General features: G+C 65.9%; 18 protein-coding genes. 7 read left to right on the top strand and 11 right to left on the bottom strand.

The features are described 5' to 3' along the window. Positions 1–50 precede the first annotated feature (50 nt). On the top strand, positions 51–1697 hold the full coding sequence (locus NOF53_RS00290) for a response regulator transcription factor (RefSeq protein WP_255964974.1): 1647 nt from the start codon (positions 51–53) through the stop codon (positions 1695–1697). Positions 1698–1809: 112 nt separating this feature from the next. Continuing rightward, entirely contained in the window at positions 1810–2940 is a 1131-nt protein-coding gene (locus tag NOF53_RS00285) for a flavin-containing monooxygenase (protein WP_255964973.1), read from the top strand. Here NOF53_RS00285 and NOF53_RS00280 read toward each other — a convergent pair. The 6 genes from NOF53_RS00280 to NOF53_RS00255 all read right to left on the bottom strand — a co-directional run bounded on the left by NOF53_RS00280 (position 2891) and on the right by NOF53_RS00255 (position 9920). Continuing rightward, positions 2891–4060, bottom strand: coding sequence for a lipid-transfer protein (locus NOF53_RS00280; protein ID WP_255964972.1), 1170 nt, complete (start codon positions 4058–4060; stop codon positions 2891–2893). The two genes, NOF53_RS00285 and NOF53_RS00280, sit on opposite strands and share 50 nt — an antisense overlap. Then, complete coding sequence (locus tag NOF53_RS00275) at positions 4057–4479, bottom strand: MaoC family dehydratase (RefSeq protein WP_255964971.1); 423 nt, start codon at positions 4477–4479, stop codon at positions 4057–4059. Before NOF53_RS00275 ends, NOF53_RS00280 begins: the two co-directional genes overlap by 4 nt. After that, positions 4479–5483, bottom strand: coding sequence for a bifunctional MaoC family dehydratase N-terminal/OB-fold nucleic acid binding domain-containing protein (locus NOF53_RS00270; RefSeq protein ID WP_255964970.1), 1005 nt, complete (start codon positions 5481–5483; stop codon positions 4479–4481). The genes NOF53_RS00275 and NOF53_RS00270 overlap by 1 nt, the downstream gene beginning before the upstream one ends. A 14-nt stretch (positions 5484–5497) precedes the next feature. Continuing rightward, positions 5498–6649, bottom strand: a complete 1152-nt coding sequence (locus NOF53_RS00265; RefSeq protein WP_255964969.1) for an acyl-CoA dehydrogenase family protein — start codon at positions 6647–6649, stop codon at positions 5498–5500. Beyond that, the gene (locus NOF53_RS00260) at positions 6634–7674 is read right to left on the bottom strand and encodes an acyl-CoA dehydrogenase family protein (RefSeq protein ID WP_255964968.1); all 1041 of its coding nucleotides are present in this window, start codon (positions 7672–7674) and stop codon (positions 6634–6636) included. The genes NOF53_RS00265 and NOF53_RS00260 overlap by 16 nt, the downstream gene beginning before the upstream one ends. An 83-nt stretch (positions 7675–7757) precedes the next feature. Further along, entirely contained in the window at positions 7758–9920 is a 2163-nt protein-coding gene (locus NOF53_RS00255) for an acyl-CoA dehydrogenase family protein (protein WP_255964967.1), read from the bottom strand. 93 nt (positions 9921–10013) lie between these two features. Between NOF53_RS00255 and kstR the strand changes: the two genes are divergently transcribed. Both kstR and otsB read left to right on the top strand, forming a co-directional pair. Then, positions 10014–10652 carry a cholesterol catabolism transcriptional regulator KstR gene (gene kstR, locus NOF53_RS00250; RefSeq protein WP_109326538.1) on the top strand — a complete coding sequence of 213 codons (639 nt, stop codon included), beginning with the start codon at positions 10014–10016 and terminating at the stop codon, positions 10650–10652. Between the two features lie 68 nt (positions 10653–10720). Next, positions 10721–13261, top strand: coding sequence for a trehalose-phosphatase (otsB, locus tag NOF53_RS00245; protein WP_255964966.1), 2541 nt, complete (start codon positions 10721–10723; stop codon positions 13259–13261). 18 nt (positions 13262–13279) lie between these two features. Here the strand turns inward: otsB and NOF53_RS00240 are convergent, their stop codons facing one another. After that, a complete protein-coding gene (locus NOF53_RS00240; RefSeq protein WP_255964965.1) occupies positions 13280–14368 on the bottom strand; it encodes a LacI family DNA-binding transcriptional regulator in 1089 nt (362 codons plus the stop codon). 137 nt (positions 14369–14505) lie between these two features. Between NOF53_RS00240 and NOF53_RS00235 the strand changes: the two genes are divergently transcribed. Genes NOF53_RS00235 through NOF53_RS00225 form a run of 3 tightly spaced genes read left to right on the top strand, consistent with a single transcriptional unit; the run spans position 14506 to position 17271 of the window. After that, on the top strand, positions 14506–15489 hold the full coding sequence (locus NOF53_RS00235; protein WP_255964964.1) for a metal ABC transporter solute-binding protein, Zn/Mn family: 984 nt from the start codon (positions 14506–14508) through the stop codon (positions 15487–15489). Between the two features lie 55 nt (positions 15490–15544). Beyond that, positions 15545–16384 carry a metal ABC transporter ATP-binding protein gene (locus NOF53_RS00230; protein ID WP_255965411.1) on the top strand — a complete coding sequence of 280 codons (840 nt, stop codon included), beginning with the start codon at positions 15545–15547 and terminating at the stop codon, positions 16382–16384. After that, positions 16381–17271 (top strand): metal ABC transporter permease, encoded by an 891-nt coding sequence (locus tag NOF53_RS00225; RefSeq protein WP_255964963.1) that lies wholly within the window; start codon positions 16381–16383, stop codon positions 17269–17271. Before NOF53_RS00230 ends, NOF53_RS00225 begins: the two co-directional genes overlap by 4 nt. 77 nt (positions 17272–17348) lie before the next feature. Here the strand turns inward: NOF53_RS00225 and NOF53_RS00220 are convergent, their stop codons facing one another. The 4 genes from NOF53_RS00220 to NOF53_RS00205 form a co-directional block, all read right to left on the bottom strand. After that, the gene (locus NOF53_RS00220; protein ID WP_255964962.1) at positions 17349–17876 is read right to left on the bottom strand and encodes a DUF3558 domain-containing protein; all 528 of its coding nucleotides are present in this window, start codon (positions 17874–17876) and stop codon (positions 17349–17351) included. Then, positions 17873–18286 carry a hypothetical protein gene (locus tag NOF53_RS00215; RefSeq protein WP_255964961.1) on the bottom strand — a complete coding sequence of 138 codons (414 nt, stop codon included), beginning with the start codon at positions 18284–18286 and terminating at the stop codon, positions 17873–17875. The genes NOF53_RS00220 and NOF53_RS00215 overlap by 4 nt, the downstream gene beginning before the upstream one ends. 156 nt (positions 18287–18442) lie before the next feature. After that, positions 18443–18946, bottom strand: coding sequence for a DUF3558 domain-containing protein (locus NOF53_RS00210; RefSeq protein WP_374212555.1), 504 nt, complete (start codon positions 18944–18946; stop codon positions 18443–18445). 29 nt (positions 18947–18975) lie between these two features. After that, entirely contained in the window at positions 18976–19389 is a 414-nt protein-coding gene (locus tag NOF53_RS00205) for a hypothetical protein (RefSeq protein ID WP_255964960.1), read from the bottom strand. Between the last annotated feature and the right edge of the window lie 22 nt (positions 19390–19411).

Below are 19411 nucleotides of genomic sequence, written 5' to 3'. Positions count from 1 at the left end.
TAACCTGGATGCAAGCACCTCGGCGAACTGCGAAGCGGCAGGAGAAGGTGATGTCCGACGACATGTCGGCGCTCCGGGCCGGCCGCGAGGCCTTCACCCGGCGAGACTGGAGCGTCGCCTACACCCGCCTGTCGAGCGCCGACCGGCAGGAGCCGCTCGGGGGTACGGATCTCGAGCGTCTCGCAGTCGCCGCCTATCTGATCGGTGAGGACGACGCCGCCACGCAGTGGTGGACAAGGGCGGTGCAGCAATGGGGACGCGGCAGCGATCCGGTGAGGGCGGCGCGCTGCGCATTCTGGCTCGGACTCGCCTTGTCCCTCCGGGGCGAGCAGGTCCGGGGTGGCGGCTGGTTGGGCAGGGCCCAGAGGCTGCTGGACACCGCGGATGTCGACTGCCCCGAACGCGGCTACCTCCTGGTTCCACTGGGACTCCAGCGCCTGGCCGAGGGAGACGGCGCCGCTGCGCGGGAGGTGTTCTCCACTGCCGCGGAGATCGGTGAACGGTTCACCGACCCGGACCTCATCGCGCTGGGCGCGCTGGGGACGGGCCACGCACTGATCGTGCTGGGACGCCACCGAGACGGCATTGCCGCCTTCGACGAGGCCATGATCGGAGTGACATCCGAGGAGGTGTCTCCCATCGTCACCGGGATCGTGTACTGCGCGGTGATCGAGCAGTGCCAGCGGATCTTCGACCTGCGCCGCTCCCGGGAATGGACTGCCGCACTGACGCAGTGGTGTTCGGCGCAGCCCGACCTCGTGCCCTATCGCGGCCAGTGCCTCGTCCACCGCGCGGAGATCCTGCAGTTGCAGGGCGCATGGGCAGAGTCCATGGAGGTGGCCAGGCGTGCACACCGACGACTCACGCGACCGACCGTGCACGCCGCGGTGGGGTCTGCCAGCTATGTGATGGCCGACCTCCATCGTCTGCGCGGTGAGTTCGCGCAGGCCGAGAAGCTGTACACGGAAGCGAACCGGTGGGGCAGGCCGCCGCGGCCCGGGCTCGCCCTCCTCCGGATGATGCAGGGCAGGATCGGCAGTGCGGTCGCCTGCATCCGGCGTGAGGTGGACGAGACGGTCGATCCACTCGAGCAAGCACGACTCCTCCCGGCATGCGTCGAGATCATGCTGGCCGCCCACGATGTCGCGTCGGCGGATGCTGCCGCTGCGGCCCTCGGTGCGCTCGCCGCGAGCCTCGACATCCCGTATCTGCACGCTGGGGCGGCGCAGGCTTCGGGGGCGGTCCTGCTCGCCGAATCCCGGACGCAGAGTTCAGTGACCGTACTCCGCGAGGCCTGGGAGCGCTGGAACCTGATCGGGGCGCCGTACGAGGCGGCGCGCGTGCGGGAACTGATCGGGCGGGCGTGCCGCGTCCTGGGTGATGAAGACACTGCGCGTATGGAGTTCGACCTCGCCGCGGCGATCTACCGCGACTTGGCCGCCGCTCCCGATCTGGGGCGTGTGCGGACAGAACTCGGAGCCGAGTCCTCGGCATCTCCGCTGACGCCGCGTGAACTGAACGTGCTCCGCCTCGTGGCCGCAGGGAAGACCAATCGGGCCGTTGCCGAAAACCTGTGCCTCAGTGAGAAGACGGTGGCCCGGCATCTGAGCAACATCTTCGTCAAACTGGGAATATCCTCCCGCTCCGCTGCGACCGCGTATGCCTACGAGCATCGTCTCGTCGAGCCGTCTGCATAGAACTACCCATGCCGGGTGGAGCGCTCTGCATCATTCTCCCGAAGCGCCCTGGCCGGGTGCGGTCATAGCGTCGTAGCTGACGATTTCCACTCTCGACGAAGAGGCAATGACCATGACTACAGAACAGTTCGACACCATCGTGATCGGTGCCGGCCAGGCCGGTCTCGCGACCGGCTACCACCTCGCCAGGCGCAAGCAACGGTTCGTGATCCTCGACGCCCACGACCGCGTCGGTGACGTGTGGAGGGAGCGGTTCGACTCGCTCCGTCTCTACAGCCCGGCCAAGTACGACGGTTTGCCCGGCTGGGGCGTGCCTGCACGTTCGTGGACATGGCCTGGCAAAGACGAGGTAGCCGACTACTTCGAGGCTTACGCAGACAAGTTCTCGCTACCAGTTCGCACCGGTGTCACGGTGGATGGGCTTTCGCGCGGCGGCGAACGGTACATCGTCACAGCCGGGGCCCGGACCTTCGAGGCCCCTAATGTCGTCGTCGCGTCCGGTACCTGGCAGACCCCCGTGATCCCGGACCTCGCCGAGCAACTCGACCCCCGGATCAGGCAACTGCATTCCAGCGACTACCGCAATCCCTCCCAGTTGCAGGACGGACCCGTGCTGGTGGTCGGGTGCAGCCACTCCGGAGCGGACATCGCGTTGGAGGTCTCCCCTGGGCATCGGACCACGATCTGTGGACCCGTCCGTGGTGAGGTGCCGTTCGACATCGAGGGACGCGCAGCCCACATCGCGATTCCGATCATGTGGTTCATGGCCAATCACATTCTCACGGAACGCACTCCGATCGGACGGAAGATGCGCCCGCACGTCCGGTCGGGTGGCGGACCGCTTCTGCGGGTCAAGCGAGCCGACCTCGCCGACGCGGGGGTGGAACACTTCCCCGCGAAGGTCACGAGTGTGCGCGACGGCAGGCCCGTCCTCGACGACGGAACCGACCTGGACGTTCGAAATGTCATCTGGTGCACGGGTTTCAGCAAGGACACCTCATGGATCCGGATCCCCGTCACCGGACCCGACGGTTGGCCCGAGCAGTCCCGCGGTGTCTCGCCGGCCCATCCCGGACTGTATTTCGTGGGCCTACCGTTCCTCCGGGCGTTCGCCTCGATGCTCACCGGCGGTGTCGGCAGAGACGCCGAGTTCGTCGCGAATCACATCGCGCGGCGGCGCAACGGGTCCGCACTCAGGCCGTCAACACCAAACCTGACGTCGGGACACCCGTCCCGGCGGTGACGAGCACGTTCTGCACGTCCTGCACCTGGTTCACCGAGGTTCCGCGGATCTGACGCACACCTTCGGCAATGCCGTTCATCCCGTGGATGTAGGCCTCACCCAGCTGGCCGCCGTGGGTGTTGAGGGGCAGTCGGCCGTCGAGGTCGATGGCGCCGTCGGCGATGAAGTCCTTGGCCTCGCCGCGACCGCAGAATCCGAGCTCCTCGAGCTGCATCAATACGTATGGGGTGAAGTGGTCGTAGAGCACCGCCATATCGATGTCCTGCGGCCCGAGCCCGGCCTGATCCCACAGCTGCCGGCCCACCAGTTGCATTTCCGGCAGTCCCGCGAGTTCGGGGCGGTAATAGCTCGTCATGATGTATTGGTCGCTGCCGCTCCCCTGCGCTGCAGCCGCGATCACTGCGGGTTTCTGCTTCAGGTCCTTGGCTCGCTCCGGTGAGGTGACCACGATCGCGATGCCGCCGTCGGACTCCTGGCAGCAGTCGAGAAGATGCAGGGGTTCGGCGATGAAGCGGGAGTTCTGGTGGTCTTCGAGGGTGATCGGCTTGCCGTAGAAGAACGCATTCGGATTGTTGGCCGCGTGCTTCCGGTCGGTGACGGCGATCCGGCCGAAGTCGGCACTCTTCGCGCCGTACTCGTGCATGTAGCGCTGGGCCACCATCGCGACGAACGCCGCGGGCGTGGACAGGCCGTGCGGGTACGAGAATGCGTTGTCCGTCCCCGAGGAGTTCACTTGCTGCACCAGTCCCGAGTTCACCTGGCCGAACCGCATTCCGGAACGTTCGTTGAACGCCCGGTACGCCACCACCACGTCGGCGACACCGGTGGCCACGGCCATCGCAGCCTGTTGCACGGTCGCACACGCCGCTCCGCCGCCGTAGTGGATCCGGCTGAAGAACTTCAGGTCCGCGATACCGGCCGAACGGGCCACCGCCGCTTCGGTATTGGTATCCATGGTGAACGAGGTGAGACCGTCGACGTCGGCCGCCGTCAATCCGGCGTCATCGAGTGCCGCGAGGACCGCCTCGGCTGCCAACCGCAACTCGCTGCGCCCAGAATCCTTGGAAAAATCCGTGGCGCCGATGCCGGCGATCACAGCCTTGCCCGACAACCCGCTCATGCCCCGGCTCCATTCGAGTTTCTGCTCACCACAAGCGTCACCTGCGACGTGATGTGGTTACCCAGAGAGTTCCTGCCGACGACGTCGAGGGAGACGACTCCGTCGTCGATCGCGACCACCGTCCCGCTGAGCGTCAGGGTGTCGTAGGCGTACCACGGAACTCCGAGCCGCAGCGCGATCGACTTGATCAGGGCGTTGGGACCTGCCCAGTCGGTGACGAACCGCTGCACCAGACCCGTGTCGGTGAGGATGTTCACGAAGATGTCCTTCGACCCGCGCTTCTGTGCCAGATCGCGGTCGTGGTGGACGTCCTGAAAATCGCGGGTGGCCAGCGCGGAGGACACCACGAAGGTGGGATCACCCGCAATCGCCAGCTCGGGCAGCGTCGTGCCGACCGCGACATCGAGAGTGGACGTCATCAGTGCTCCTTCGCCGCAGGCTGCCACGCGTACAGGGTCCACGGCGCACCGCCGGTGTCGTCGTCGCCGGGCAAGTCGAGGTAGAGCGCTTCCACGGGCATTCCGACGCTCACTTCGGACGGCTCCACACCGCGCAGTTCACCGAGCATTCGGACACCCTCCTCGAGTTCGACGAGCGCCACCACGAACGGCAGTGAGCGTCCCGGGACCTTCGGTGCGTGATGGACCACGAAGCTGAACACGGTGCCGCGACCCGACGCCACGACGTAGTCCGTCGTCTCCGTCTTGTCCTTCCACAGCGCGGGCACCGGTGGGTGCTGCAGCGAACCGTCCGCCCGCTGCTGGATCCGCAACTCGTGCGCGGCCACGCCGTCCCAGAAGAACTGGGTGTCCTGCGAGGCGCTGGGCCGCATCATCTTCGACGGGTCCAGGTCGTCGATGGGCGCTTGACCGTTCGTCGACTGTGACACCGGTTCAGCGGGTTTCGGCGCGAACTTCAGGATACGGAACAGCATCTCGGCCACGATCTCGTCGGTGCCGTCGCCGCTCGCGACCCGCCACAGGCTGCGGGTAGTGAAGAACCACCCCTCACCGAGGCCCGTCTTCTTCGGACCCACGAGATTCTCGAGGGTCGTGGTGATGGTGACCTCCTCGCCGACCCTCAGGTAGCGGTGGTAGATCTGATCGCAGTTGGTGGCGACGACGGACGTGAACCCGGCCTCGTCGAGGATCGTCGTCATGCGGCCGAGCGGGTCGTCGGGTTGCCGGACGGCGTTCAGCCCCTGCATCGTCCACACCTGCGCCATCGCGGGCGGGGCCACGATGCCGTCGTGTCCCGCTGCCCGCGCCGCCCCCTCGTCGACGTAGATCGGATTCCGGTCGCCGATCGCCTCGACCCAGTTGCGAATCATCGGCAGGTTGACCGGGTCCCGGCCCGGACGCGGTGCGCTGGGACCGGCGGCTCGGACCTTCTCTGCTGCAGCAAGAATCTGTTCGGCACTCATGATGCGCGTCGCTCCTATCGAGGTACTCGGGGAAGCTTCAGGCCGGCCGTCGCGATCAGTTCACGCATCACCTCGTTGACACCACCACCGAAGGTGATCACGAGGTTTCGCTTCGTCTGCATGTCGAGCCACGTCATCAGGTCGGCGGTATCGCGGTCGGAGAGGTCTCCGTGGCGTCCGACGATCTCCTCCACGAGCCGTCCTATGCGCTGGATCCGCTCGGTGGCGAATACTTTCGTCGCAGACGCATCGGCAATGTCGATGGCCTCTGCGTCGCTCGACGCCACCTGCCAGTTGAGCAATTCGTTGAGCCGATACGTCGCGTGGATCTCACCGAGTGCACGCTGTACGTCGGGCTCGGTCAGCAGATCGTGGGCCACTACCCAGTCGCGAATGCGGTCGTAGAGGCCGCCGACGCGGCCTGCCGGCCCCAGCATGACCCGCTCGTGGTTGAGCTGGGTGGTGATCAGTCGCCAGCCCTGATTCTCCTCGCCCACGAGCATGTTGACCGGCACCCGGACATCGGAATAGTAAGTGGCATTGACGTGGTGGGCTCCGTCGCACGTGATGATCGGTGTCCAGCTGTAGCCCGGATCCTTCGTGTCCATGATGAGGATGGAGATCCCGCGGTGACGTGAATCCGCCGAGCCCGTCCGGACAGCGAGCCACAGGTAGTCGGCGTCGTGGCCGCCCGTGGTGAAGATCTTCTGGCCGTTCACGATGTATTCGTCGCCCACCCGGACAGCCGTGGTCCGCAGTGCCGCAAGGTCGGTGCCCGCTTCGGGTTCGGTATAGCCGATCGCGAAATGAACCTCCCCCGCGAGGATTGCCGGAAGGAACTTGCGCTTCTGCTCCTCCGTTCCGTATTTCTGCAGGGTCGGACCCACCGTTTGCAGGGTGACCGCGGGAAGCGGAATGTCGGCTCGCGAGGCCTCGTTGACGAAGATTTGCTGCTCGATCTCCCCGAATCCACGGCCACCGAATTCCACGGGCCAGCCCACGCCGAGCCAGCCGTCCTTGCCCATCCGCCGGATCACCTCACGGTAGGTGGGGCCGTGCCGTTCGGTCCGCATGATCTCGGCCTCCGCGGGCGTGACGAGCCCGGAGAAGTAGCGTCGCAGTTCGGCTTGCAGCTCTCGCTGCTCGTCGGTCAGATCGATGAACACCGGGCCCCCACGAGGTCGAGTCGGTACGAGGCGCCGCCGACGAGGCGAGCCAGGTCTTTGGCGGTCGAGTAGTAACGGTGCAGCGGGTACGTGACGTCCACGCCGATGCCGCCGTGGAGGTGGTGCAGCACCTGCATGGCCGCGGGAACCTCCGCCGCGATCCAGTACGCCATCACATCCAGGTCGTCCTGCGCGTCGAGTCCCTGCGACACCCGCCACGACGCCGACAGTGCGGACACGTGCAAGGTGCGGGACGTGACGTAGACGTCGGCGATCTGCTGGGCGACCGCCTGGAACGTCGCCAGTGGCTTGCCGAACTGATGCCTGGTGGCGAGATGCTCACCGGCCAGAACTGTTGCCCCGGAGAGTAACCCGTCGGCAACGGCACCGATGGAGGCGAGGGCGATCCGGTAGAGTTGCTGGACCGCTTCGGGCCCACCGGCGAGCAATTCGCCCCGTGCTCCCTCGAATGCGATGGCGAATTCGGGACTGCCGGACGACGAGGGTGTGGGGGTCAGCGACACCGCCTCCGAACCCGGCTGCACTAGGACGACGCCGGCGTCGGTCGGGACGAGAATGCGATGGGCACCCTCCGCGAACGGGACCCCCACGACGCGTCCGGTGACGAGGTAATCGTTTCCGTCCGAAACCGCGGTCACCGACGGCGGCGTCGGGAAGGGCCTTCCGGGCTCGGCGAGCGCCGCGGTGAAGGTTCGTCCGTCCGCGAGCCCGGTCAGCAACTCGCCCAGTTGCGTCTCGTCACCGAGCGCGACGAGGGGAAGCACACCGAAGCCCAGCGTCGCGAGGGCTGGGACCACGGCCGCCCTCCGCCCGACCTCGGTGAGCAGCGCACCGACATCAGTGACCGAAAGGCCCTCCCCCCCGAGACGTTCGGGTAACGCGAGCGTGAGCAGGTCGGCTTCGGCAAAGGCGCGCCACAGTGCATCGCCTTCCAGGTCGCGGTCAAGGAGTCCGGCCGCAACCTGCGCGACGGCCTCTTGAGTCTCGTCTCGAGTGAAGTCCACCTGACATTCCCACTTTCGATTTTAGAACGTGTTCTAGTTGTATCACCATCGCCGAACTCGCGAAAGGTCATCGCGTGAGGTGTTCAGGAACGGGGCAGACCGAGGATGCGCTCCGCCGCGACCGTCAGAAGGATCTGCGTCGTTCCCCCCGCGATGGACAGGCAGCGAGTGTTGAGGAACTCCCGCGAGAGGGGACCTTCCACCCAGCCGTCGACACCGCCGAGTTCCATGGCGAATTCCGCCACGTCCTGGCGCTGGCGGACCCCCACCAGCTTGCGCACGCTCGACTCCGCACCGGGATCCTGGCCGTCGAGTTGGCGGAGGGTGGTGCGCAGTTCGAGCAGCGATCCGACCAGCGCGCCGGCGATCAACCGACCGAGTCGATCGTCCGTCACCGGATCGCCGGCACCCGCGAGCGTCAGCAGTTCTTCCATCGCCCCGCCGAGTGACGAACCACCGCCCATCGCCACGCGCTCGTTGGCGAGAGTGGTGCGGGCCAGCTTCCAGCCGTCGCCGAGGTTGCCGACAACGAGGTCGTCGGGCACGAACACGTCTTCCAGATACACCTCGTTGAACAGGGCGTCGCCGGTGATCTCGCGAAGCGGCGAAATCGTGATCCCCGGGCTCGTCATGTCGACGAGGAAGTAGGTGATGCCCTTGTGTTTCGGCCCATCTCGGTCGGTGCGGGCGAGGCAGATCGCCCAGTCCGCCTCGTGAGCCCTCGACGTCCAGACCTTCTGACCGGACAGCGTCCATCCGCCCTCGACTTTCACGGCGGACGTGCGCAGGGCCGCGAGGTCGGAACCTGCCCCCGGCTCACTGAACAGCTGACACCAGATGATGTCGCCGCGCAGTGTGGGCATCGCGAAACGCTCGATCTGCTCCGGACTTCCGTGCTCGAGAATGGTGGGAACCGCCCACCACCCGATCACCAGATCCGGGCGTCCCACACCGACTGCGGCCAACTCTTCCTCGATGACGATCTGTTCGGCAGCCCGCGCTCCCCGCCCGTACGGCTCGGGCCAGTGCGGTGCGAGGTAGCCCGATTCGGCGAGTGCGGTGCGACGCTCGGAGTCGGGCCCTGCGACAAGTGCTGCCACCTCGGCTCGGATTCGGGCCCGCTCGTCGGCGAGTTCCGTGAGGTCGAGGGACAGGTGCCTGCGGACGCCGCCGCGGGTGAGCTCGGCTACCCGTGCCCGCCATGCCGTCGACCCGCCGAGCAACTGTCGCAACGACGTCGCCCTGCGCAGATAGAAGTGGGCGTCGTGTTCCCAGGTGAACCCGATGCCACCGAGAACTTGGATGCAGTCCTTTGCGGTCTCGACCGCCGCGTCGAGGGTGAGGGCCGCAGCGACGGCTGCGGCGATGGGCAGTTCACCGCCGTCGGCATCCCATGCGTCTTCCGCCGCCACCGCGGCGTCCCAGGCTGCGGCGCTCGATGCTTCGACTCGACACAGCATCTCGGCGCACAGATGCTTGATCGCCTGGAATGAGCCGATGGGTTTGCCGAATTGTTCGCGAATCTTGGCGTAGTCCACTGCAGTGCGCAGGCACCAGTGCGCGACCCCCGACGCCTCCGCCGCAGCCAGCGTGGCCGCGAGATCTCGAACCAGCCCTTCCCGCAGCCCGGTGATGACGCGGTCGGGAGCGACAGCGACGCCGTCGCACCGGATGCGTGCGAGCGGACGGCTCTTGTCGATCGTGTCAGCGGAGATGACCTCGAGTCCGGCGGACTCGCCGTCGACCAGGCACCATACGACGCCGTCGCCGGCATCGGCCGACAGCAGCACCGCGACCCCCGAGTCGGCACCGATCGCGAGACCGGCGTCTCCTGTGATCACCACCCCCCCGTCGTCGGTGAGGGTGGCGTTCACCTGCGGATCGCCCAGAACGACGGCGCACGGGATCTTTCCCTCGGAAAGATCCTCGGACCACGTCTTCGCCGCGGCGCCGGAACTGCGACCGACGACCAGAGCCGCTAGCGCGGTGGGCAGAACAGGGCCCGGGACGAGTTCAGTTGCGGCCTGCTCGATCATCGCGGCAAGGTCGACGACTTTCGCGCCCGAGCCACCGACCGCATCCGGGACGGCAACCGAGAAGAGGCCGAGCGACGCGAAGGACGACCAGGACGTGCGCCACGAATCCGCTGGTCCCTGGCGTACTGTGTCGAGCGGGTCCGTCGACCGTGCCCACGCCTGGATCGAACCCGCTGCAGCCCTCTGTTCATCGGTGGTGGCGATAGTCACAACGGGTTTCCGCCTCTCCTGAATGACACATTCGTCTAGAACGTGTTCTAATATGTCACCTGGCCACGAGTCAAGGCGCGAAGGAAAACAGGTATGACGACCAGCTCTCGATCCCGTCCCACGACAGTCGCCGCCGCGACACTGGGCGAGGACGATCTCAGTTCCAACGCGCAGAAGGAACGGCGCAAGCGGATCCTCGACGCCACCCTGGCTCTCGCCTCCAAGGGTGGATACGAAGCCGTGCAGATGCGGGCGGTCGCGGAACGCGCCGACGTCGCGGTCGGGACGCTGTACCGCTACTTCCCATCCAAGGTGCACCTGCTGGTGTCGGCGCTCGCCCGCGAGTTCGAGCGCATCGATTCGCGTGGCAAGAATCCGCCGGGCAGCAACCCCCTCGAGCGCATGCAGCTGATCCTCAGCCAGATCACCCGCGCCATGCAGCGTGACCCGCTGCTGACCGAGGCGATGACGCGCGCGTTCATGTTTGCCGACGCCTCCGCCGCCGCCGAGGTCGACCAGGTGGGCAAGCTCATGGACCGGTTGTTCGCGCGCGCCATGACCGACACCGAACCTACCGAGGACCAGCTGGCCGTCGCCCGCGTCATCTCCGACGTCTGGCTGTCGAATCTGGTGGCGTGGCTCACACGCCGTTCGTCCGCGACGGATGTGGCAAATCGGCTGGAACTCACCGTCGAACTGCTCCTCGGTGACGGAAGCCGCAGACCCGAGTAGGGCACGAACCGCGCACATCCGGGAGCGACAATGCGCTCTCTGCCGCTCCATCACCTAGATTTGAACGCGTGAGCGCTCAAGATCTGCCCATCGAACTCCGTCGTGCCCTCTCCCGGGTCGCGAGGACGCCTCGTCTTCTCGTGGCCTCCGACTACGACGGCACGATGGCCCCCATCGTGTCCGACCCCGAAAGAGCTTTCCCGCACGCCGAATCGGTCCGAGCCCTCCGCGGTCTCGCCGGCCTGGCAGGCACGACTGCGGCTGTCATCTCGGGCCGGGCGCTGAAGGATCTCGCGGCACTGTCCCGTCTGCCCGCGGAGGTTCAGCTCGTCGGCAGCCATGGCTCGGAATTCGACATCGGTTTCATCCACGCCATCGACGCGGACGCGCGGCAACTGCTCGCCGAGATCACCGAGGATCTGCAACAGATCTCCCAACTGCATCCCGGCACCGGGGTGGAGACGAAGCCCGCCAGCGTGGCACTGCACGTCCGCAATGCCGACCCCGAGCACGCGGAGAAGGCACTCGCCGCTGTCCGCGCCGATGCCGCTCAGCGGGTGGGCGTACAGGTCACCGAGGGCAAATCCGTGATCGAGCTGGCCGTGGTGGCCACCGACAAGGGTCACGCCCTCGACCTCATCCGCCATCAGGAAGGCGCCACCGCCGCCGTCTTCGTAGGCGACGATGTCACCGACGAAAAGGCATTCTCCCGGCTCCAGGGCCCGGATGTCGGTGTGAAGGTCGGGTCCGGCGACAGCCTCGCCGAGTTCCGCGTAGACACCACGGAAGAGGTCGCGACCTCCCTGGCGTTCCTGCTCGACGAGCGTCGCACGTGGTTGTCGGGCGCGCACGCCCCGCCGATCGAACGGCTCACCATGCTGGCCAGCCCCCGGACCGTCGCCCTCGTCACCCCCGATGCGACTCTCACCTGGCTGTGCCACCCCGAACCCGACTCCGCCTCCGTCTTCGCGCATCTACTCGGCGGACCGGAAGCCGGTCACTTCAGCGTCGGCCCGCACCGCAGCGCCCTGCCGCTCAGCCAGCGCTACATCGACAGCACCATGACCGTGCAGACACGATGGGCCAGCCTCTCGGTCACCGATTATCTGCCGCACGACGTCCGTCCCGGTCGCACGGATCTGACCCGGGTGATCAGCGGGCAGGCCGCCGCAGTCGTCACGTTCGCACCGCGGCCCGAGTTCGGTCAGGGTCAAGTCATCCTCGAAGCGGTCACCGAGGGGTTGCGTGTCCACGGCACCAACGAGCCGATCGTCCTGCGCTCCCCCGGCGTGCGGTGGAACGTAACCTCCGACGGGAACCAGCAGACGGCCCACGCCGTCGTCGATCCGTCCCGAGGTGACGTCATCCTGGAACTGCGGTGCGGAACCGAGGACATCGGCCCGTCGCAAACCCTCGAAGAAGAACGTCGCGCCGCGTCGGAGTCGTACTGGTCGGACTGGGCGAAGGGGTTGACACTGCCCACGCTGAAGCCCGATCTGATGAAACGCTCGGCGTTGACCCTGCGCGGTCTCGTCCACGTCGATTCGGGATCGATCATGGCCGCGGCCACCACCTCGTTGCCGGAGGAGATCGGCGGCGTCCGCAACTGGGACTACCGTTACTGCTGGCTCCGCGACGCCGCGCTCACCGCGTCCGCGCTCGTGAGCCTCGGCTCACTGAGCGAAGCCGAGGGCTTCTTGGACTGGGTGCACGACGTGCTGGAGACCATTCCCGGCCCCGAGCGTCTGCACCCGCTCTACACCCTGCACGGCACCGGGCTGCCGCCCGAGGCCGTGATCGACTCCCTCCCCGGATATGCCGGGTCGCGTCCGGTGCGAATCGGCAACGCCGCCAATCAGCAGGTCCAGCTCGACGTGTTCGGTCCCATCGTCGAACTGATTTGCGACTTGTCGCACGCCCGCGAGAAGCAGGGCGCCCCGGTCGCGCTGAACGATCGCGACTGGGAACTGGTGTGCGCGATGGTTTCCGCCGTGGAGCGCCGATGGTTCGAACCAGACCACGGCATCTGGGAAATCCGCGACAACCCGCGCCATCACGTGTATTCGAAGGTGATGGGCTGGGTCACCGTCGACCGAGCGGTGACGCTGGCGAAGCACTTCGGCCGCACCATCGAACCGGGGTGGACGCCGTTGCGCGACAAGATTGCGGACGAGGTGCGGGATAAGGGGTGGAAGGACGAGGTTCGCTCGTACACCGCCGCCTACGACGGCACCGACCTCGACGCCGCCACACTCCACATCGGGCTGTCCGGGCTGATCGACCCGCACGACGAGCGGTTCGCCGCCACGGTCACGGCCACGGAAGCGGAACTGCGCAGCGGTTCGACGGTGTACCGGTACCACCACGACGACGGCTTGCCGGGCACCGAGGGCGGATTCCATCTCTGCGCGGCGTGGCTGGTGGAGGCGTATCTGCTGATCGGTCAGCGATCACAGGCGGAGGCGTTGTTCGCGCAGCTCGTCGACGTCGCGGGTCCGACCGGCCTTCTCAGCGAGGAATACGACCCCGTCGCGGAACGCTCGCTCGGAAACCACCCGCAGGCGTACAGCCACCTCGGTCTGCTCCGCTGCGCCCAGCTGTTGGCGTGAGCACGCCGTAGGGCTGCCTCAGCGAGGCGCTGGGCCCGCGGTGGATCCGCGCGACAACTCGGTGTCCAGCATCTCGATCGTGGCGACACCGGAGTGCGACGGAGACATCAGCAGAGCGCCGGCTCGCCGGCCCTTGTCCTCCTGAGGCTGTCGCACGGTGGTGATTCCCTCCCGGAGCGCCTCGTCGACGCCGTCGAATCCGGTGATCGACAACTGGCCGGGCACGTCGATTCCCTGCCAGCGCGCCCAATCCACGGCACCGAGCGCGAGCACGTCGGTAGTGCAGACGAGGGCGGTGATGTTCGGATTGACGCCGAGCGCCTGCGCGGCGGCCTCGTGACCGGATCGGCCGGTGTGTTCGAAACGCTCGACCACGGTGAGCGACTCCGGGTCCAGGTCGGCATCGGACATCGCGTCGCGGACCCCTCCGATTCGCTCACGCTGCACGTGGAAGTGCGGCGACCGCAACCGTTCCCCGTCGGCGATCCCGTCCGAACGGTCGCGCCCCAACCGCATGCTGAGCACTCCGAGGTCGCGGTGGCCGAGCCCGATCAGGTAGTCGGTGAGATTGCGCATTGCGGCCCGATCGTCGATGCCGACGAGCGATGCTCCCGGAATCTCCCGTGGCTGATCACAGATGACGACGGGGAGGTGCCTCTCACAGACCGCCGCGAGGTACGGATCGTCGTCGGCCACCGAGTAGACGACGAACCCGTCGACACCGGCCTGCTGCACGACCGCAGCGGCGTCGGCATCATCACGCCCCGGCCCGGCCGGGATCAGAAGGAGGCCCTGCCCCGCCGACTCACACGACTCCGCGAGCCCGGACAGGAAGCTCATCGCCGCCGGGTCACGGAAGGAATAGCTGAGCGCCTCGGTCAGCAGGAGCCCCACAGCACCCGCCTTCCGTGTGCGCAACGAACGAGCCACCGGATCCGGCCCGGGATAGCCACGGCGTTTCGCGGCTTGCAGTACCCGGTCGCGGAGTTCCGCGGAAAGTTGGTCGGGCCTGTTGTAGGCGTTGGACACCGTCGTTCGCGAGATATTGAGCTCGGCCGCGAGCGACGCCAGCGTGGCTTGGCGGCGCGGCTGTCGAGACCTGGGCATAGGGGGACGTTAGTACCCGAAGTGTTCGACGGTTCGGCGGGGCTCGGCCGAAAGTGCACTACCAGCGACGTATCCGCTAAAGTGCAACGGTAACGGTTTCCAATAGCATTTAGCTCGTCTTCTGTCAGGAGTCTTCTTTGCGCGCTTCCTCAGGCTTACGTGTCGCGACGGCCTCCGTCGGGCTGTCCTTCGCCGCTGCCCTCACCCTCACTGCGTGCAGCTCCGACACGTCGAGCGACGGCGCCTTGACGGTCGTCGCGTCGACGAACGTGTGGGGCAGCGTCGCGCAGGCGGTTGCCGGCGACAAGGTCGAGGTGAGCTCGATCATCACCGAGCCGTCCTCGGATCCACACTCTTTCGAGGCGAGCCCCACCGACGCCGCCAAGCTCACCGACGCGTCCCTCATCGTCTACAACGGCGGCGGATACGACCACTTCGTCGATGACATCATCAACACCGGCAACGGCGACCAGCTCTCGGTCAACGCATTCGAACTCTTCGAAGCCGGTGCACACGCAGGCGAGACCGCGCACGAGGGTGAAGAGGCCGGACACGAAGGCGAAGAGGCCGGCCACGAAGGTGACGTGCACGAACACGGCGAGGTGAACGAGCACGTCTGGTACGACGTCGCGACCGTCGACGCGACCGCACATGCCATCGCGGAGAAGCTCGGCCAACTCGACCCCGACAACGCCGACGTCTACACGGCGAATGCCGAAACCTTCCACGGCCGGCTCGCAGAAATCACTGCAGTCACCGACGGCATCGCGGCCGCGCACAGGGACGCGCCGATCGCCCAGACCGAGCCCATCGCGCATTACCTCGTCGAGTCGGCAGAACTGAACGACGTCACCCCCGCCGACTTCACCAGTGCCATCGAGAACGGCAACGATCCCGCGCCCGCCGCTATCGCAGCCACGCGCCAGTTGATCACCGACAAGCAGGTGAAGGCGGTCGTCTACAACACCCAGACACAGGACAAGGTCACCGAGGACGTGCGGGCCACCGCGGAGGCCGCAGGCATCCCCGTCGTCGAGGTAACCGAAACCCTGCCCGAGGGGTTGGACTACATTCAGTGGCAGACCAACACCGCCCAGGCCCTCGCCAAGGCGCTGCAATAGAACTGATCGGCTTGTGACGGAACTCTCTTCGACGAACACCGAACACAGCAGTCGCATCCCCGCAGTCGAACTGACGGGGGGGCGGCTGTCTTTCGGCGAACGCACTTTATGGCAGCATCTCGATCTCACCGTCGAGCCCGGCGAGTTCGTCGCCGTTCTCGGACCCAACGGCTCCGGCAAGACGTCGCTGCTCAAGGTGCTGCTCGGCCAGCTCGCCCTCAGCTCCGGCACCGCGCGGATCGCTGGGTCACCGGCACGAGCCGGAAATTCGCACGTCGGATACGTCCCGCAGCAGAAGTCGCTCGACGACGGACTCCCCCTTCGGGGACGTGACCTCGTAGGTCTCGGTGTGGACGGCCACCGGTGGGGAACCGGGCTGCTACGCCGAGGACGTCGCCGCGAGATCGTGGACGCGGCGATCGCCGAAGTCGGTGCCGAAAGTTACGCGGGCGCACCCATCGGTTCGCTGTCCGGTGGCGAGCAGCAACGGCTACGGATCGCGCAGGCACTCGTCGGAGACCCGCAGATCTTGCTGTGCGACGAACCACTCCTCAGCTTGGACCTGGCCAACCAGAGTCTCGTGTCGAGCCTCATCGACCGGCGCCGCCGCACCCATGACACCGCAGTGTTGTTCGTCACGCACGAGATCAATCCCATTCTGCCGCTGGTCGACCGGGTGCTGTACCTCGTCGACGGCCAATTCCGAATCGGCACACCCGACGAGGTGATGACCTCCGAGGTGCTGTCCGCGTTGTACCGCACCGAGGTCGAGGTTCTGCATGTGCGGGGTCGTCTCATCGTGATCGGCACCGGCGACGCCATCGACGCACTCGGCAGCGCCGGCGGACTTCGCCCCGGTGAAGGTGTGCACCACACGTGCGAGGAACACGCATGAGCAACAAGTTCACCGATGCGATGTCGCACCTGTTCGATGTCTCCGCCACCATCGACCTCTTGCAGTACGACTTCGTCCAGCAGGCATTGATCGCCGGCGCCATCCTCGGTTTGCTGGCAGGCGTCATCGGGCCCCTGATCGTGAGCAGGCAGATGTCGTTCGCGGTTCACGGGACCAGCGAGCTGTCGCTGACCGGTGCGTCGGCCGCACTGCTCGTCGGTATCAGTGTGGGTGCGGGCGCCATCGTCGGTTCCGTGGTGGCTGCGATCTTGTTCGGCTTACTCGGAGCGAAGGCACGCGACCGCGACTCGGTGATCGGCGTGATCATGGCCTTCGGTCTCGGGCTGTCCGTGCTGTTCATCTGGTCGTACGAAGGCCGTACCGGTACCAGCTTCTCTTTGCTGATCGGTCAGATCGTGGCGCCCGGAAACAGTGGGCTTGCGCTGCTGCTGCTTTGCGCTGTGGTGGTGATCGGCGTTCTCGCCGTCATCTATCGGCCACTACTGTTCGCCAGCACCGACCCTGACGTCGCCGAGGCGCGTGGGGTGCCCGTGCGTGCACTGTCGATCGTGTTCGCCGTGCTCGTCGGCATCACCGCGGCTCTCGGCGTGCAGATCGTCGGTGCGTTGCTCGTGATGGCCCTACTCATCACTCCAGCGGCGGCTGCCGCCTTCGTGACGGCGAGCCCGGTGAAAGCGACGATTCTGTCGATCGTGTTCGCGGAACTCGCGGCCGTGGGCGGCATCCTGCTTTCCCTGGCCCCCGGAGTCCCTGTGTCGAGTTTCGTCACGACGATCTCCTTCGTCATCTACCTGATCTGCCGACTCAGCGGCTCCAGGCGTCGGAAGAATGCGGGACGCGTCAGCGCCCACGCACACACGCACTGAGCAGCCACTCTCCGCGACTCGACGGCCGAATCGGCCCTCACACGTTGAAAAGTGGACGCTCCGTACAAGCTCTGTCCTTACAGGTGGTCGGGGAAATAGGGCGCCAGCGTTGTTGCCACCTTCGTCGCCTGATCGCACGCCGCGTCGACTGTTTTGAAATCCTCCAGCTCGCTGTACCCGATCATGAACTCGAGAATCCCCGGCTCGATCGCCACCGACACCGTGCACGCACTACCGCCGCGGAAATCCGACACGAGAGCAGGGCGGCCACCGATCGTCGTCTCGTCGAGCACAGTGAAGCGGTCGCTGGTCTTGACGCTGTCGAAGGTTTCCCCGATGGCCGAGATGACGACGCCGAAGTCCGGGTCGCGCGAGCGGAATGAGCAGGAACGATTCGCGGCCTCATCTGATAGCCGAGAACCTGCGCGTACATCGATCCCGGCCGCGCTGATCGCTTCTTGCGAAAGGTCGTCACACGGGTGGTAGAGGATCTCATGAACGACCGGAATCGCAGTCCCACCATCTGCGGACTCCGAACAACCGACCAGCGCACCAGCCGTCACTGCGCCGAGTACCATCCCGATGAGGCCCGAGCGCAACCTCACAGGCGGGCTCCAGCCGAACCGAGATTTGCAGCGATGACCGAATCTTGCTCGTTGTAGCGTGCAAGGACTGCCTCAAACATCGATTTCATGTCTTTCGCATAGGCCTGATGTGCTCCAAATAGCCCCACTGCTGTGTTGGTGAACTCGATCTCATCACCGCCGATGGCCTTCTCGTCAAACTTCCGCGCAAGTTCTTCAGCGGAGTCGATATCGAGTTCACCGATCCCTAGATTTGTCGCGCGGAGTTTCTGCCGTGCACTGTCAGCTAGGTCCGCCATCAGCTCCGCATGCTCCTGGCACAACTTGATACATTGCTCTATGCCGGCGGGGTCGAGTTCGAGATTGCCTCCCCCGACCACGTTCTCGGTGAAAGCTTTCCATCCGGCTTCCGGTGCTTGCGGACCAGCCATGTTCGTTTTCCCCCGCGGTTCGTCGTCCCCACCTGTAAGTCGTGGCAAATCTACCAACCGCGCGCGGCCACCGAACCCGCTCGCCACTCTCCGCGACTCGACGGCCGAATCGGCCCCCACACGTTGAAAAGTGGACGCTCCGTACAAGCTCTGTCCTTACAGGTGGTCGGGGAAATAGGGCGCCAGCGTTGTTGCCACCTTCGTCGCCTGATCGCACGCCGCGTCGACTGTTTTGAAATCCTCCAGCTCGCTGTACCCGATCATGAACTCGAGAATCCCCGGCTCGATCGCCACCGACACCGTGCACGCACTACCGCCGCGGAAATCCGACACGAGAGCAGGGCGGCCACCGATCGTCGTCTCGTCGAGCACAGTGAAGCGGTCGCTGGTCTTGACGCTGTCGAAGGTTTCCCCGATGGCCGAGATGACGACGCCCGAGTAGGAGTCCGGGGACTGATACCCGCACCCGAAGGACTGAGGGTTGTTCCGTTCCGGCATACGGTCGGGTGGCGATGCATTCATGCGTGCCGTGGTGATTGCTTCCTGCGAAAATCCATCACAGGGATGGAACGAGATGCTGGGTTTCGGCGCTTCACCTGCTCGTCCGTCCAGCGACTGGGTACAGCCACTAACGCTCAACGTAATGGCGGCGACCGCGATCGAAACCGTACTTGGCCACAAACGACCGCTCACAGCGCGGTTCCCGCGGATCCCAGGCTCACAGCTGTAGCGTCATCTTGCTCGGTATACCTGGCCAGCACCGCTTCGAACATAGACTTCATATCCTTCGCGTAAGACTGGTGCGCGGTGAATAGCCCGACCGCAGTGTTAGATACGCTGATGTCGCTGCCGCCCACTGCTTTCTCATCGAACTTGCGAGCCAAAGCCTTCGCGGACTCGATGTCGTTTTCACCGATTCCCAAGTTCGTTGCTCGTAATTCGAACCGGGCTCGGTTAGCGAGTTCGCCCATGCGACGTGCGTGATCATCGCACAACGTGATGCACTGCTCTATGCCGGCGGGGTCGAGTTCGAGATTGCCTCCCCCGACCACGTTCTCGGTGAAAGCTTTCCATCCGGCTTCCGGTGCTTGCGGACCAGCCATGTTCGTTTTCCCCCGCGGTTCG

This window comes from Rhodococcus tibetensis (assembly GCF_024438035.1).
Taxonomy (GTDB): Bacteria; Actinomycetota; Actinomycetes; order Mycobacteriales; family Mycobacteriaceae; genus Rhodococcus_F; species Rhodococcus_F tibetensis.
This window is presented reverse-complemented; position numbering and strand designations above follow the sequence as displayed.

Coding starts and splice junctions, on each gene's coding strand:
- NOF53_RS00290 (WP_255964974.1), top strand. CDS start 51: ATGTCCGACGACATGTCGGCGCTCCGGGCCGGCCGCGAGGCCTTCACC.
- NOF53_RS00285 (WP_255964973.1), top strand. CDS start 1,810: ATGACTACAGAACAGTTCGACACCATCGTGATCGGTGCCGGCCAGGCC.
- NOF53_RS00280 (WP_255964972.1), bottom strand. CDS start 4,060: ATGAGCGGGTTGTCGGGCAAGGCTGTGATCGCCGGCATCGGCGCCACG.
- NOF53_RS00275 (WP_255964971.1), bottom strand. CDS start 4,479: ATGACGTCCACTCTCGATGTCGCGGTCGGCACGACGCTGCCCGAGCTG.
- NOF53_RS00270 (WP_255964970.1), bottom strand. CDS start 5,483: ATGAGTGCCGAACAGATTCTTGCTGCAGCAGAGAAGGTCCGAGCCGCC.
- kstR (WP_109326538.1), top strand. CDS start 10,014: ATGACGACCAGCTCTCGATCCCGTCCCACGACAGTCGCCGCCGCGACA.
- NOF53_RS00240 (WP_255964965.1), bottom strand. CDS start 14,368: ATGCCCAGGTCTCGACAGCCGCGCCGCCAAGCCACGCTGGCGTCGCTC.
- NOF53_RS00225 (WP_255964963.1), top strand. CDS start 16,381: ATGAGCAACAAGTTCACCGATGCGATGTCGCACCTGTTCGATGTCTCC.
- NOF53_RS00215 (WP_255964961.1), bottom strand. CDS start 18,286: ATGGCTGGTCCGCAAGCACCGGAAGCCGGATGGAAAGCTTTCACCGAG.
- NOF53_RS00205 (WP_255964960.1), bottom strand. CDS start 19,389: ATGGCTGGTCCGCAAGCACCGGAAGCCGGATGGAAAGCTTTCACCGAG.